Source organism: Bradyrhizobium sp. CCBAU 53421, assembly GCF_015291625.1.
Taxonomy (GTDB): Bacteria; Pseudomonadota; Alphaproteobacteria; order Rhizobiales; family Xanthobacteraceae; genus Bradyrhizobium.
This window is the reverse complement of the sequence record NZ_CP030047.1, coordinates 1,796,707-1,809,551: the sequence shown is the minus strand read 5'-3', so window position 1 is coordinate 1,809,551 and position 12,845 is coordinate 1,796,707. Positions and strand designations below refer to the sequence as shown.

Below are 12,845 nucleotides of genomic sequence, written 5' to 3'. Positions count from 1 at the left end.
GCAGCGGCGCTGTCAATCCGTCCGCTTCGCGGTTGCGGCAACCAGCGCGCTGAGGGTGAACGCGGTGCCTGCGGCAAACCAGATCGCGGCGAGGTTGATCCAGCGGTAAGCCGATGCGCCGGCGAGCGCGCCCGCGACCAGCGCCGCCCACAGCAGGACGTTCGGCAGCCAGGCCCAGGGCGCGCCGCCGGTCAGCGCGGCGGCGATCAACTGACCGGCCTTGATCAGCGCCCCCGTGACATAGGTGAGGCCGAGCCCGGCCCCGCCTTCGAGCTGGAACACGGCGTTCTCGAGCCCCATCGCCAGCACGATGGCGGTGACCGCGGCGTTGGGCAGGCCGTAGGCATAGGCCACGGCCGCCGCCGCGAGCAGCAGCGCCTCGGCGAGCAGGATCAGGGGCTGGCGATGCGCGATGCGGCTGAGCACGACCAGGCTGCCGGCCGCGGCACCCGCGACGAACAGCACGATCAGCACCAGCGCTTCCAGCGCATGCTGCCAGTGGCCCTCGGCCAAGGTCACGCCGAGCCGTGTCGAGTTGCCGCTCATGAAAGACACGAACAGCCCGCCGAGATGCAGGTAACCGATGCCGTCGACATAGCCGGCCAGCGCGCTGAGCGCGCAGGCCAGCGCCAGGTTGCGGCGAGATTCAAGCATGCTGTCCTTGCGCCCCCATCAGGGACGCAAGCTAGCTGGCTGCGGACGCGCTGCCAACGATCTCCCCCGTCATTCCGGGGCGATGCGCAGCATCGAACCCGGTATCTCGAGATTCCGGATTCGCTCGCTCACGCGAGCGCTCCGGAATGACGGTGAGTTGTTCACGCCGCGTCGCGATGCGCGGCGATGATCTGGTCGGCGGCGCGGCCCGTCACTTCGGCCATGCGGTCGAACTGGCGGGTGAAGCTGCCGGCGCCGGCGGTGGCGGAGCGCAGCTCGACGATGAGGTCGCCGATCTCGGATTCCGGCATCGTGGCGCGGACGCAGTCCCAGCCGCTCCAGCCCTCGCGGGTGTCGAAGCCAAGGATCTGGCCGCGCCGCGCCGACAGGATCGCGTTGATCTTGGCGGTCGCGTCGGTCGGGCAGACGATCTCGACCATGTGGATCGGCTCCAGCAGCACCGGCTGGCACTGCGGCAGTCCCTCGCTGACGCCGATCCGCGCCGCGGTGCGGAACGCCAGATCGGAGGAATCGACGCTGTGATAGGAGCCGTCGGTCAGCGTGACGTCGACGTCGATCACCGGGAAGCCGAGCGGGCCACGCGCCAGCGCGTCGACGACGCCCTCCTCTACCGCACCGATATAGTTGCGCGGCACCGCACCGCCGACCACCTTCTCGTGGAATTCGAAGCCGCTTCCGCGCGGCTTTGGCTTGATGTCGAGCACGACATCGCCGAACTGGCCGTGGCCGCCGGACTGCTTCTTGTGCCGACCACGCTGGGTAATGGCCTTGCGGATGGTCTCCTGGTAGCCGATCGCCGGCGGATGCGATTTGACGTTGACGCCGTAGCGGTCCTTCAGCCGCTCCTGCGCGACACGCAGATGCATCTCGCCCTGCCCCCACAGTACGGTGTCGTGGGTGCGCGGGTTCTGGATCATGGTCAGCGACGGATCCTCCTCGTTCAGCCGCAGCAGCGCCTGGCCGAGCTTGACGTCGTCCTTACGGTCGGTCGCGGCGATCGAGATCGACAGCACCGCCGCGGCAGGCTCGACCTTGGCCAGCGAGGCGGGGGCGGTCTTGCCGCTCGAGACCGTATCACCGGTCTTGATCGCATCTAACTTGCCGAGTGCAACCGTGTCGCCGGCCTCGGCCGACGGCCGCTTGCTGTCATGCGCGCCCGAGACGGCGAGGATACCGGAGACGCGCCCGGTCTCACCGCTGGAGGATTGCAGCGTCGCGCCGTCGTCAAGCCGGCCCGCGAGCACGCGCGCCATCGACAGCTTGCCGCCATGCTGCAGATGCACGGTCTTGAACACATAGCCCAGCGCATCCTTCTGGTCCTTGATGCCGAGCCGCTTGGCGGTGTCGGCAACGCCGGGTGCCTCGTGGCGCAGCGCCTTCATCAGGCGAAGCACGCCGTTCTCGCGGCTCGCCGCACCGAGCAGCACCGGACAGATCAACCCTTCGCGCAACTCGCGCGCGAGATCGTCGAACACCGCATCGCGCGGCGGCTGGATATCCTCCAGCAATTGCTCCATCAGCGCATCGTCATGATCGGCGAGCTTCTCCAGCATCGAGAAGCGCGCTTCCTTCTCGCGGTCGAGATTGCCGCCTTCCAGCGCCATCACCTCCGACGGCTTGTGCTCGCGATAGACGAAGGCGCGCTCCAGCGCGAGATCGACGAAGCCTTCGATCAGATCGCCATTCCAGATCGGGATCTGGCGCAGCACCAGCGGCACGCGCGACGCGGGCTGCAGCGTCGCAAGCGTCTCGCGGACACGCTTGTTGGCGCGGTCGATCTTGTTCAGGAACAGGAAACGGGGAATCCCGAGCTCCTCGAGCTCGCGCAGGATGATCTGCAGCTGCGGCAGCTTCTTCTCGTCAGCCTCGCAGACCACGACCGCGGCATCGATCGCCGGCAACGCGGCACGCATGTCGTGCGCGAACTCGATCGAGCCGGGGCAATCGATAAAGGTGTAGCTGTCCCCCATAAAGGTGGTGGCGGCGGCGGTCAGGCCTACGCCCATCTTGTGTTGACGTGCCTCGGGGCTGGCATCGCCGACGGAGGTTCCGGCATCGACGCTGCCGGCTGTCTTGATGGCGCCTGTGCGCGCCAGGATCGCTTCCAGAAGTGTGGTTTTACCGCTTTGGAAAGGGCCCACCAATGCGATGCACCGTGGACCTCGGGGACTTCTGACGTCTTGTCCCATTGCCGCCTCCTCGTGTTGGAGCTCGGCCCATGATTGGGTCGGCGACCGTTCATGCTCTGCCTGCGTTTGACATTTGGCAAGCGGGAAAACGTCGCTGCGGTGCGGCGTCGCGGAAGTTTGCAATTCCCGAGCCATCGTCCGAACGATTGCGTCCGCCGCGTCAGTTCCTTGGCGCAGGTCCCGAGGCAATCTCGCGCCAGCGTGTCGCAAGATCGAGCAGGCGCTGCACGGTGGGTGAAACATCTTCGTCGCGCCAGGCAATCGTGAGCGGCGCTGTCACCGCCGGCGCGGCAAGCCGAACGTAGGCCACACCGCGACCAGTCTGCGCGCGCGCCGCAGCCTCCGGAACGAGCGACACACCGACGCCGGCGGCGATCAGGCCGATCGCGGTTTGCAGATGCAGAACTTCCTGCGCGAGCCGCGGCGTGAAGCCGGCGGCCTGGCAGGCGGCGACGATCAGGCCGGTGACCGAAGGCTCCGGTTGCGCCGGATAGAGCACGAAGGCATCGTCGGACAATTCGGCGAGCGCAATGTCGCCGCGCGCCGCGAGCGGATGCGCGCGCGGCAGCGCCGCGACATAGGGCTCATCGAGGATCAGGCGCTGGGCAAGCCCTGCTTCGGCGAGCAGTGCCGGGCGTGCGAAGCCGACATCGATCCGGCGACGCCGCAACGCCTCGGCAATCTCCGCCGCCAGCATCTCGTCGAGCACGAGCTCGACATCGGGACAGGCGTCGCGATAGGCGCCGATGATTTCGGGCAGGCCGGTAAACATCGCGGAGCCGACGAATCCGATCGCGAGCCTGCCGGCCTGGCCGCGGCCGACGCGCCGCGTGTCGGCAACCGCACTCTCGAAACCTGCGAGCAGCGCGCGTGCACGCGCGAGGAACAGCTCGCCGGCCTCGGTCAGCCGAACAGGACGGCTATTCCGCTGCAACAGCGTCACGCCGAGCTCGTCCTCGAGCTGACGGATCTGCTGGCTCAGCGGCGGCTGCGCGATATGCAGCCGCTCGGCCGCGCGGGTGAAATTCAATTCCTCGCCGAGCGCCACGAAATATCTGAGGTGTCGCAATTCCATGCCGGCGATATAGCACGGCGGGCGGCGACGGCAGCATATGCAATAGCTCTGCTAGCGTATCGAACGAGTATTGGACCGGACGCGCGAACACCGACAGCCTGCGGCAAACCACAGGGGGTCGCCATGACGGCACTGGACAAAGCCTTCGCGGACGCAGCCGCGGCCGGCATCACGCAACTGAAGATCGAGATCGGCGGCCTGTCCGTCAACGTCGCACGCTTCGGCAAGGGCCCGCCGCTGCTGCTGCTCCACGGCTGGCCGGAGTTCTGGCTGGTGTGGCGCCCGCTGATGCTGCAGCTCGGCGACAGTTTTGAATTGATCGCGCCGGACCTGCGCGGCTGCGGCGACACCGGCAAACCCGCTTCCGGACCTGACGCCACCGCCACCGCGGATCGTCACGCGCTGGATATGTTCGCGGTCATGGATGCGCTCGGTCATATCAGCTTCGGCGTGATCGGCGGCGATCTCGGCGCCTATGTCATGCAGGCGATGTCGCATCGTCAACCGCAGCGGCTGCGAGGGACGCTTTATCTCTGCACGCCCTATCCGGGGCTCGGCCAGCGCTACGGCGAGCCGGGTCACCTGATCGAGGTCTGGTATCAATACTTCCAGCAGCTGCCGTGGGCCGCAGAATTAGTCGGGAGCTCGCGCGAGTCATGCCGGCTCTACTTCCGGCATTTCCTCCACCACTGGTCGGGCGACGATCCCGCCGTGTTCGATGACCTGCTCGAAGCCTATGTCGATAACTTCATGAAGCCGGGCAACATCCAGGGTGGCTTCGACTGGTATCTGTCGTCCGCGCCAGCCCGCCGGCTCTGGCTGGAAGGCAGATTGCCGGCGCAGCCGCGCATCAACGTGCCCTCGCGCTTTCTCTGGGGCCGCCGTGATCCGCTGATCGCGCCGGAATGGTCGGACAGGCTGGGGGACTACTGGAGCGAACCTTCGATCAGGTTCGTCGACACCGGGCATTACGTTCACGCCGAGGCGCCGGAGATCGTTGCCGAAGAAGCGCGCGGCTTCTTCGGCAGATTGCAGAACGGTGCGCGCGAAAATTAGCGCCCCGGACGCAGCTCCAGGCTTTCGAGGCCGGCGGCGATGTTGACGCCGACCTGGCCCTGCACGCTGAGCGGCTGCAGGGCGATCGTGTTGTCGGAGCCGCCGACCAGCACGTTGCCGCCGACGCCGACGCCGAGCGTCGCGCTGCCCTGCGCACCGGCGTAATTGCCGGACAACGCGCCGGGCCCGAGCCGCTCCACAGGAGCATAGACGCCCCAGGCCAAAGCCGATTCCTGGGTGATGCCGAGATCGATGCCGACCTTCTGGATGGTCGCGATGTAGCGATCCTCGGGCAGGCCGTTGGCGCGCAGCACGCAACCAAGATGGGTCACCGAGCCGACGATGAAGCCGACACTCGCGCCACCGCGGCACTCCAGGACGCCAACCTGAACGCGCTGGCTCGGCTGTTGGGCGTTGGCGCCAACCATGGCGCTCAGTGTGGCGATGGCGGCAACGGCGAGGAGAGTGAAGCGACGCATGGCGGGGAGTCTCCGGCTGAGAGGCATTGACGCGAGCACAGAACAGAACGGCGCCGTGTCTGCGGCGCCGTTCGCATCCTAAGCCATAACACCGAATGATCAGCCAGAATTTGCGGTGCCCGGCCACCGATTGTTGGGAGATGTTGCGGCGCTGCTATGTTCCTCCGGGCCTGCCGACCTGCTCGAGCAACGAACGGCAAACGACAGACAAAAAAAGAGGCCCGCTTTCGCGGGCCTCTTTGATCGAACACCGACCAGCTTAGTGGTGATGGTGATGACGGTGGTGGCGATGATGACGGCGCGGACCAACGGCGCGGACCGGCTCGAGATCGATCCCGGCGATGCCGGCCGCAACGTTGAGGCCGGTCTGGCCCTGCACGCTGATCGGCTGCAGCGCGTAGGCGTTGTTCGGGCCGCCGAACAGGAAGTTACCGCCGGCGCCGAGTCCGACCGAGGCGTTGACGCCGACGCCGCCGTAGCTGCCGGCAAGCGCACCGCGGGGAAGCTGCGTGGTCGGCGCGCTCACGGCCCAGGCGAGCTGGGTGGTCGCGGTGACGCCGAGGTCGACGCCGATCCGCTTCACGGTCGCAACGTAAGGCTCGGGACGGCGGCCGCCGCTCTGGAACACGCACTCGAGGCGGGCAACAGAGCCGACGACGAAGCCGACGTTCTCGCCGCCCTGGCATTGCAGGACCCCAGCCTGAACCTGAGGCTGCTGCGCGTTGGCGGTGGCGAACGGCGCCAGCAACGCAAGCGCTGCCAGAGTGAGAGTCGAAAGTCGCATTATCTGTCTCCGCAAGGTGAACTGCACTGGAATTTGTGCGGCGGACAGAAAGCAAGGGTCGTGTCCAAAACAAGGCAGTTCGCAAAGAGGCCGTAAAAACTTCCAGCGTGTGGCATCGATGTTCGTACACACGCGCGTGAGATGAGCGCGATGTGATTTGACTCTGCGATTTTACCGGCGCGCGATCCACGCACACCAATAGACGAGTACGCAAACACAAACAGAAGCGCTCCCGCACGAAGTGCGGGAGCGCTTCTTGGTTTACAGGTTCGGAATCGACTATCGCAGATTACCGCAGAAGCGCTGGATGCGCTTGCAGGCATCCTCGAGATCCGAGGTCTTGGTGGCGTAGGAGATGCGGAACGCCGGTCCCAAGCCGAACGCCGATCCCTGCACGACCGCGACGCCTTCGCTCTCGAGCAGCTCGGTGACGAACGCCTCGTCGTTGTCGATCACCTTGCCCGACGGCGCGGTCTTGCCGATCGTGCCGGCACAGGACGGATAGACGTAGAATGCGCCTTCCGGCCGCGGGCACTCGATGCCGCTGGCCTGGTTGAGCATCGACACCACGAGGTCGCGGCGCTCCTTGAACACCTTGTTGTTCGCGGCGATGAAGTCCTGCGGACCGTTGAGCGCCTCGACCGACGCCCACTGCGCGATCGACGACGGGTTCGAGGTCGACTGCGACTGGATCGTCGCCATCGCCTTGATCAGCTGCGCCGGGCCGCCGGCATAGCCGATGCGCCAGCCGGTCATGCAGTAGGCCTTCGATACGCCGTTCACGGTCAGCGTGCGATCGTACAGGCTCGGCTCGACCTGCGCCGCGGTGGTGAAGACGAAGTCGTCATAGACGAGGTGCTCGTACATGTCGTCGGTCATCACCCAGACATGCGGATGCCTGACCAGCACGTCGGTGATCGCCTTGAGCTCGCTCCGGGTATAGGCCGAGCCGGTCGGGTTCGATGGCGAGCACAGGATCACCCATTTGGTCTTCGGCGTGATCGCCTTCTCGAGATCTTCCGGGCGCAGCTTGAAGCCGGTCGAGGCCGGGCAAACCACCGGCACCGACTCGCCGCCGGCGAGCGCAACCATCTCGGGATAGCTGACCCAGTACGGCGCCGGGATGATCACCTCGTCGCCCGGATTGATGGTGGCCATCAGCGCGTTGTAGAGCACCTGCTTGCCGCCGGTGCCGACGATGACCTGGTTCGGCTTGTAGGTCAGGCCGTTCTCGCGCGAGAACTTGTTGATGATGGCTTCCTTGAGCTCCGGAATGCCGCCGACATCGGTGTACTTGGTCTTGCCGGCCTCGATCGCGTGGATCGCAGCCAGCTTGATGTTGGCGGGCGTATCGAAGTCAGGCTCGCCGGCGCCGAGGCCGATGACGTTGCGGCCCGCGGCTTTCAGCGCGCGTGCTTTGTCCGTGACCGCGATCGTCGCGGACGGCTTCACACGGTCGAGCGCAGCGGACAGGAAGGCCATTATCATCTCCTGGCAAACGTCGTGAGCCGTTGGGCCACGACTTGATTTGAATGGGATCGCGGCACCCTAGGCCTGTCGCCGCTGCATCGCAAGAAGCTTGGCGGTCAAGCACGAAAACTTTCGCGCGTGATGCGCGACACGCGCAATTTTCCGCAAGTTCCAGCCTCAAATGACTCATATCCGGCAAGCCCACTGACGGCCGCTCCAGCCTTGCCGGCAAGGCTTCCGGCCGCGGGCGCCAGCGCGGATTGCTCCGAGGACAATTGCCGCGCGGCGCACGGCCGATGGTGCCGAAGCCAGGCGGCCTGTGCGGCCACCGACGACAATCTTGCGATCGGGATGGCGCGTTAACGTTTGTGGATTGCGGCACGTCGGCCAAGGTATCGACCCCGGCATCGATGGCATCGACCGGCACCGTGCACAGCGTCGCGCAGCCGTGATCCGAGTTGTTCTGCCGTGTTGATGGAATCGTTCTGCACGCGTGCAGTGCGGTAGACGTTTCGACTTTTTCCACACTCCAGGGCTTGCGACGCACCCCCGTCGGCATCATTGTTTAACCGCGTTGCGGTGTGACAGGCCGCGCAATTTTGAAGCGTACCGTCTCAGACCAGATTGAACCTGACGCACCGAGTGAACCCCGACGCAATGTACAAGCTCTATTCGATGCAGCGCTCTGGCAACAGCTACAAGGTCCGGCTGGCGCTTGCGGTGCTGAACACGCCGTACCAGGCGATCGAGATCGACATCCTGCACGGCGAAAGTCGCACCCCGGACTTCCTCGCCAAAAATCCGAGCGGCCAGGTGCCGCTGCTCGAGGTCGCCGACGGCCGCTATCTCGCCGAGTCCAATGCCATCCTCTGGTACGTCGCGATCGGCACGCCGCTGGCGCCGGAGTCGCGGATCGAGCGCGCCGAGGCGCTGCAGTGGATGTTCTTCGAACAGCACGCGCTGGAGCCGAATATCGGCGCCGCCTATTTCTGGCTGTCGCTGGTCAAGGGTGGGCGCGACCTGCAGACCCACGCGCTGGAGGACTGGATGGAGCGCGGCTATGCGGCGCTGCAGGTCATGGAAAATCACCTCAAGGGCCACGCCTATTTCGCCGCCGAGCAGTTCACGGTCGCCGACATCGCGCTCTACGGCTACACCCACGTCGCCGACCGCTGCGACTTCGACCTCGCGACCTTCCCGTCGATCCGCGCCTGGCTGAAACGGGTCGAGCAGACCCCCGGATTCGTCTCGATGGATTGGCGGCCGGGGTCCGAGTCCGAGCCCGAGACCCGCCTAGTCGCCGGCCTCTGAAACCGGGGCCTGAATTCCGGGAATAGCGCGGAAACTGCCCAAATAGCGGGCAAAACCGAGGCCTCCGCCGTATTTTCGCCGTTTTCGGAGGACGTCGCCGCCGCAATGTTGCCGGTGACGCTGGGCAGATTCGCGCGGATGTCGCGAGTGATTCGCTCGCGGCCTGAGGGATTTACACCATGACACGGTGGTCCGGCACGGCAGGCTTCCATGGCCGCCCTGCCCCAGTGGCATCATCCCGCCTGACGAACGCGATCGCCGCGTCGCTCGCGCTTGGCGCCCTGACGCTGTGCCTGGTCGTCGCCGTGACGGTGCTGTCGAGCAACATCAGCATGGCGACATCGATCCCGGCGTAATCCGGCAAATTGGTTTTGGCACCTTAATCCGCGGCAAGGCGCGGGAGAGACAGCGGCGCGACATGATGAAGACCCCCGTGGGACTTGTGACCGTGACGCTGTCGGCGGCGATCCTGCTGGCGGCGTCGCTCCTGATCGTGACCGGCACGCAGGGCGAGGACCGCGCGCACCCGGCGCACGTCACGACGCCTGCCGCCAAGCAGGCGCCGCAGCGCTAAAGCGTTTCGGCTAGCTCCATTTGTGGAAGATGAAGAACGCGCCGGCGGCGATGAAGGCAAATCCGAGCGCGTGATTCCAGCCCAGCGGCTCCTTCAGGTACAACACCGAGAAGCCGGCGAACACGACCAGCGTGATCACCTCCTGCATGGTCTTGAGCTGCGCCGCGCTGTAGACCTCGCTGCCCCAGCGATTGGCCGGCACCGCCAGCCAATATTCGAAGAAGGCGATACCCCAGCTCACCATGATGACGATGGGGAGCGAATGGTCCTTGAACTTGAGATGGCCGTACCAGGCGAAGGTCATGAAGACGTTCGAGGCGAACAGCATCAGGATGGGCAGCAGCGAAGGCGAAATGGCGGGCATCGATATCCTCTTGCAAGCACGGCCCGCGGTAACCCGCAGGCCCGGAACCGGGTCCATGCATACCATTTGATTTGAAAGCAGCGAAAGCTGGTTCGGCCTGCGCAAGGCGCGCTTAACGGTCGGGCCGGAAATCCCGGCGCCGTTGCGGCTCTGTCGTCAAACTACCGCTTTATCGTTCGTTCGACAGATAGCGAGAACGCGCATGCGGTTCGATTGGCGTGCAATTTCAGGTCCGGTCCTGACGGCGATCACGGCGCTCGCCGCCTTCCTGATCGATCGCCTCGTTGTCCCCGTTCCCAATCCCGCGCCGCTGTTCGTCTGCATCGTGGCGCTCGCCAGCTCGATCAGCGGCATCACCTCCGGGCTGATCTCGGCCGCGATCGCGGTGGTCGCCTCGGCGCTGTTCTTCCTCGACCATCGCGCGCTGCCCGGTTACGGCACCGCCGACGTCGCGCGGATGCTGATGCTGGCCGCGACTGCGGCCGGCACCGCCCTGATCACCGGAATGCTGCGGCAGAAATGGATCGACGCCTTTGCCGCGGACCAGCAGCATCACGCCACCTCGGAGCGGCTCGCCGCCGCGCTCGACCAGGTCGATATCGGCATCGTGCTGCTCGATGCCGACACCCGGGCCGAATTCATCAACCGCGCCTTCCGCGAATATTTCGCGCTGTCAGACGCACAGGCCGACAGCAAGCCGCCGTTCGTCGCGCTGATGTATCACGGCCGCGACACCGGGGCCTACGAATTGCCGGAAGAGGAGCTGAGCGCGTTCATCGCCGAACGCATCGCGATGATGCGATCCGGCGATTCCACGCCGATCAACCTCAATCTCGCCGACGGCCAGGTGCTGCGCTTCAGCTGCACGGCGCTGCCCGACGGCGGCCGCATGCTGAGCTATACGCCGGTGACCGACCTCGTGCGGCACACCGACGATCCGGCGAAGGCCGACGAATATCGGGCACAGCGCGCCGGGCGCGAGCGCCATCTGGCGCGGCTGATGCGCGCCGCCGAGTGAGGCGCGAGTTCATCCACAATTGATCCCGTACGGCCGCGATAGCTGTTTGAGCATGATCTTTTCGGAAAACCGCTTCGCACTTTTCCGGATCATGCTCTACAACGTGGCAAGCGATGCGTGCGCATCGTGCAACGCGGGATCATTCATGTCCGACGACGTCACCATCCGCTTCATCACGCGCGACGACTACGCCCAATGGCTTCCGCTGTGGGACGGCTACAACGCCTTCTATGAACGGTCCGGACCGACCGCGCTCGCACCCGAGATCACCGCGATGACCTGGCAGCGCTTCTTCGACGCCTACGAGCCGGTGCATGCGCTGGTCGCCGATGCCGGCGGCACGCTGCTCGGGCTGACGCACTATCTGTTTCACCGCTCGACCACGGCGATTGCCCCAACCTGCTATTTGCAGGATCTGTTCACCAGCGAAGCCGCGCGCGGCAAGGGCGTCGGCCGCGCCTTGATCAACGGCGTCTACGCGCAGGCGAAGCTCGTCGGATCGCCGCGCGTCTACTGGCAGACGCATGAGACCAACCACACCGCGATGCAGCTTTATGACAAGGTCGCGGACAAACCAGGCTTCGTGATCTATCGCAAGATTCTCTGAGCGCGCCTGCGGGCGGCCTGTGGATGGCGCGGAGATGTCACCGGCGCGTTACAAACCCCGGCTAGGCTTCCGCTCGCGTAAGATCAGGCCCCCCGTCTCAGATCTTCGCCCCGAGCGGTCCCCGTCAGTCGCCGCGTCTGACCGGGACCGCTTTTTTTGTGACATTGCGGTGCGTGATAGGTGCCATGCTGACCGGCGGTAGGGCGGCACCTTGCCGCCCCTCGGCGCGATTGTCACAATGCACGGCATCCCTCGCCTATCCCACAGGATCGTCTCATGGAAATTCGTAATCTCGGCGGCTCCGGCCTGCGCGTGTCGGCGGTCGGCATCGGCTGCAACAATTTCGGCCAGCGCACCGACCTGGAGACCTCGCGCAAGGTGATCCACAAGGCGATCGATCTCGGCATCACGCTGTTCGACACCGCCGACATCTATGCGGGCATGGGTGGCTCGGAGACCGTGCTCGGCACCGTGCTGGGCGATCGCCGCAAGGACATCGTGCTCGCCACCAAGTTCTCCAAGCCGATGGCGACCGACGGCACCAAACAGGGCGCCTCGCGGCGCTACATTATGTCCGCGGTCGAAGCGAGCCTCACCCGCCTGAAGACCGACTACATCGATCTCTACCAGCAGCACGACTACGATCCGCTGACGCCGATCGACGAGACGCTGCGCGCGCTCGACGATCTCGTGCGCCAGGGCAAGGTGCGCTACATCGGCAACTCCAACTTCCCGGCATGGCGGATCGCGGAGGCGGAATACGTCGCGCGCGAGCTGAACGTGAACCGCTTCGTGTCGTGCCAGGACGAATACAGCCTCGTGGTGCGCGGCATCGAGAAGGACCTTTTGCCGGCGGCGCAGCAATACAATCTCGGCCTCTTGCCGTTCTTCCCGCTCGCCAGCGGTCTTCTGACCGGCAAGTACCAGCGCGGCACCGCTGCGCCCGCCGACACCCGCTTCGCCAAGGCGCCGGCCTTGAAGGATCGCTACGTCACGCCGCGCAACGAGGACGTCGTCGAGAAGCTGCAGGCCTTCGCGCAGCAGCGCGGCCACACCATGCTCGAGCTCGCCTTCTCCTGGCTCGCCGCCCGCCCGCAAGTCGCCAGCGTCATCGCCGGCGCGACGCGGCCCGAGCAGATCGAGCAGAACGTAAAGGCGATCAGCTGGAAGCTGAGTGCTGAGGAGATGGCGGAGATCGACGGGATTACGAAGGGCTGAACGAGCGGTGCTCTCTCAGCTCCCT

Annotated in this window: 14 protein-coding genes; 7 read left to right on the top strand and 7 right to left on the bottom strand. The window is 65.6% G+C overall.

Going from position 1 to position 12,845, the window contains the following annotated elements; translation table 11 throughout:
* Positions 1-12: 12 nt before the first annotated feature.
* From XH92_RS08530 to XH92_RS08520, 3 genes are all read right to left on the bottom strand, one after another.
* On the bottom strand, positions 13-654 hold the full coding sequence (locus tag XH92_RS08530) for a YoaK family protein (protein ID WP_194458814.1): 642 nt from the start codon (positions 652-654) through the stop codon (positions 13-15).
* Positions 655-815: 161 nt separating this feature from the next.
* A complete protein-coding gene (locus XH92_RS08525; protein ID WP_194458813.1) occupies positions 816-2,864 on the bottom strand; it encodes an elongation factor G in 2,049 nt (682 codons plus the stop codon).
* A 160-nt stretch (positions 2,865-3,024) separates the two neighbouring features.
* A complete protein-coding gene (locus XH92_RS08520) occupies positions 3,025-3,939 on the bottom strand; it encodes a LysR substrate-binding domain-containing protein (protein WP_194458812.1) in 915 nt (304 codons plus the stop codon).
* A gap of 123 nt (positions 3,940-4,062) precedes the next feature.
* Between XH92_RS08520 and XH92_RS08515 the strand changes: the two genes are divergently transcribed.
* Positions 4,063-4,995 carry an alpha/beta fold hydrolase gene (locus tag XH92_RS08515; protein WP_194458811.1) on the top strand — a complete coding sequence of 311 codons (933 nt, stop codon included), beginning with the start codon at positions 4,063-4,065 and terminating at the stop codon, positions 4,993-4,995.
* Here the strand turns inward: XH92_RS08515 and XH92_RS08510 are convergent.
* The 3 genes from XH92_RS08510 to XH92_RS08500 form a co-directional block, all read right to left on the bottom strand.
* Complete coding sequence (locus XH92_RS08510) at positions 4,992-5,423, bottom strand: DUF992 domain-containing protein (protein WP_246788535.1); 432 nt, start codon at positions 5,421-5,423, stop codon at positions 4,992-4,994. The two genes, XH92_RS08515 and XH92_RS08510, sit on opposite strands and share 4 nt — an antisense overlap.
* A gap of 310 nt (positions 5,424-5,733) precedes the next feature.
* Entirely contained in the window at positions 5,734-6,258 is a 525-nt protein-coding gene (locus tag XH92_RS08505; protein WP_194458809.1) for a DUF992 domain-containing protein, read from the bottom strand.
* Positions 6,259-6,537: 279 nt separating this feature from the next.
* On the bottom strand, positions 6,538-7,740 hold the full coding sequence (locus tag XH92_RS08500) for a pyridoxal phosphate-dependent aminotransferase (RefSeq protein WP_194458808.1): 1,203 nt from the start codon (positions 7,738-7,740) through the stop codon (positions 6,538-6,540).
* A gap of 645 nt (positions 7,741-8,385) precedes the next feature.
* Here XH92_RS08500 and XH92_RS08495 point away from each other — a divergent pair.
* The 3 genes from XH92_RS08495 to XH92_RS08485 all read left to right on the top strand — a co-directional run bounded on the left by XH92_RS08495 (position 8,386) and on the right by XH92_RS08485 (position 9,613).
* Positions 8,386-9,039, top strand: coding sequence for a glutathione S-transferase family protein (locus XH92_RS08495; RefSeq protein ID WP_194461174.1), 654 nt, complete (start codon positions 8,386-8,388; stop codon positions 9,037-9,039).
* 179 nt (positions 9,040-9,218) lie between these two features.
* Complete coding sequence (locus tag XH92_RS08490) at positions 9,219-9,395, top strand: hypothetical protein (RefSeq protein WP_172803618.1); 177 nt, start codon at positions 9,219-9,221, stop codon at positions 9,393-9,395.
* Between the two features lie 62 nt (positions 9,396-9,457).
* A complete protein-coding gene (locus XH92_RS08485) occupies positions 9,458-9,613 on the top strand; it encodes a hypothetical protein (protein ID WP_194458807.1) in 156 nt (51 codons plus the stop codon).
* 10 nt (positions 9,614-9,623) lie between these two features.
* Here XH92_RS08485 and XH92_RS08480 read toward each other — a convergent pair whose 3' ends face one another.
* Entirely contained in the window at positions 9,624-9,977 is a 354-nt protein-coding gene (locus XH92_RS08480) for a DMT family protein (RefSeq protein WP_097673131.1), read from the bottom strand.
* 202 nt (positions 9,978-10,179) lie between these two features.
* On the opposite strand from XH92_RS08480, the gene XH92_RS08475 reads away from it, so the two are divergent.
* The 3 genes from XH92_RS08475 to XH92_RS08465 all read left to right on the top strand — a co-directional run bounded on the left by XH92_RS08475 (position 10,180) and on the right by XH92_RS08465 (position 12,820).
* Positions 10,180-10,995: a PAS-domain containing protein gene (locus XH92_RS08475; RefSeq protein WP_194458806.1), complete on the top strand. Its 816-nt coding sequence runs from the start codon at positions 10,180-10,182 to the stop codon at positions 10,993-10,995.
* 145 nt (positions 10,996-11,140) lie between these two features.
* The gene (locus XH92_RS08470; protein ID WP_194458805.1) at positions 11,141-11,602 is read left to right on the top strand and encodes a GNAT family N-acetyltransferase; all 462 of its coding nucleotides are present in this window, start codon (positions 11,141-11,143) and stop codon (positions 11,600-11,602) included.
* Between the two features lie 276 nt (positions 11,603-11,878).
* Entirely contained in the window at positions 11,879-12,820 is a 942-nt protein-coding gene (locus tag XH92_RS08465; protein WP_194458804.1) for an aldo/keto reductase, read from the top strand.
* The last annotated feature ends 25 nt before the right edge of the window (positions 12,821-12,845 follow it).

Coding starts and splice junctions, on each gene's coding strand:
- XH92_RS08530 (WP_194458814.1), bottom strand. CDS start 654: ATGCTTGAATCTCGCCGCAACCTGGCGCTGGCCTGCGCGCTCAGCGCG.
- XH92_RS08525 (WP_194458813.1), bottom strand. CDS start 2,864: ATGGGACAAGACGTCAGAAGTCCCCGAGGTCCACGGTGCATCGCATTG.
- XH92_RS08520 (WP_194458812.1), bottom strand. CDS start 3,939: ATGGAATTGCGACACCTCAGATATTTCGTGGCGCTCGGCGAGGAATTG.
- XH92_RS08515 (WP_194458811.1), top strand. CDS start 4,063: ATGACGGCACTGGACAAAGCCTTCGCGGACGCAGCCGCGGCCGGCATC.
- XH92_RS08510 (WP_246788535.1), bottom strand. CDS start 5,423: ATGGTTGGCGCCAACGCCCAACAGCCGAGCCAGCGCGTTCAGGTTGGC.
- XH92_RS08505 (WP_194458809.1), bottom strand. CDS start 6,258: ATGCGACTTTCGACTCTCACTCTGGCAGCGCTTGCGTTGCTGGCGCCG.
- XH92_RS08500 (WP_194458808.1), bottom strand. CDS start 7,740: ATGGCCTTCCTGTCCGCTGCGCTCGACCGTGTGAAGCCGTCCGCGACG.
- XH92_RS08495 (WP_194461174.1), top strand. CDS start 8,386: ATGTACAAGCTCTATTCGATGCAGCGCTCTGGCAACAGCTACAAGGTC.
- XH92_RS08490 (WP_172803618.1), top strand. CDS start 9,219: ATGACACGGTGGTCCGGCACGGCAGGCTTCCATGGCCGCCCTGCCCCA.
- XH92_RS08485 (WP_194458807.1), top strand. CDS start 9,458: ATGATGAAGACCCCCGTGGGACTTGTGACCGTGACGCTGTCGGCGGCG.
- XH92_RS08480 (WP_097673131.1), bottom strand. CDS start 9,977: ATGCCCGCCATTTCGCCTTCGCTGCTGCCCATCCTGATGCTGTTCGCC.
- XH92_RS08475 (WP_194458806.1), top strand. CDS start 10,180: ATGCGGTTCGATTGGCGTGCAATTTCAGGTCCGGTCCTGACGGCGATC.
- XH92_RS08470 (WP_194458805.1), top strand. CDS start 11,141: ATGTCCGACGACGTCACCATCCGCTTCATCACGCGCGACGACTACGCC.
- XH92_RS08465 (WP_194458804.1), top strand. CDS start 11,879: ATGGAAATTCGTAATCTCGGCGGCTCCGGCCTGCGCGTGTCGGCGGTC.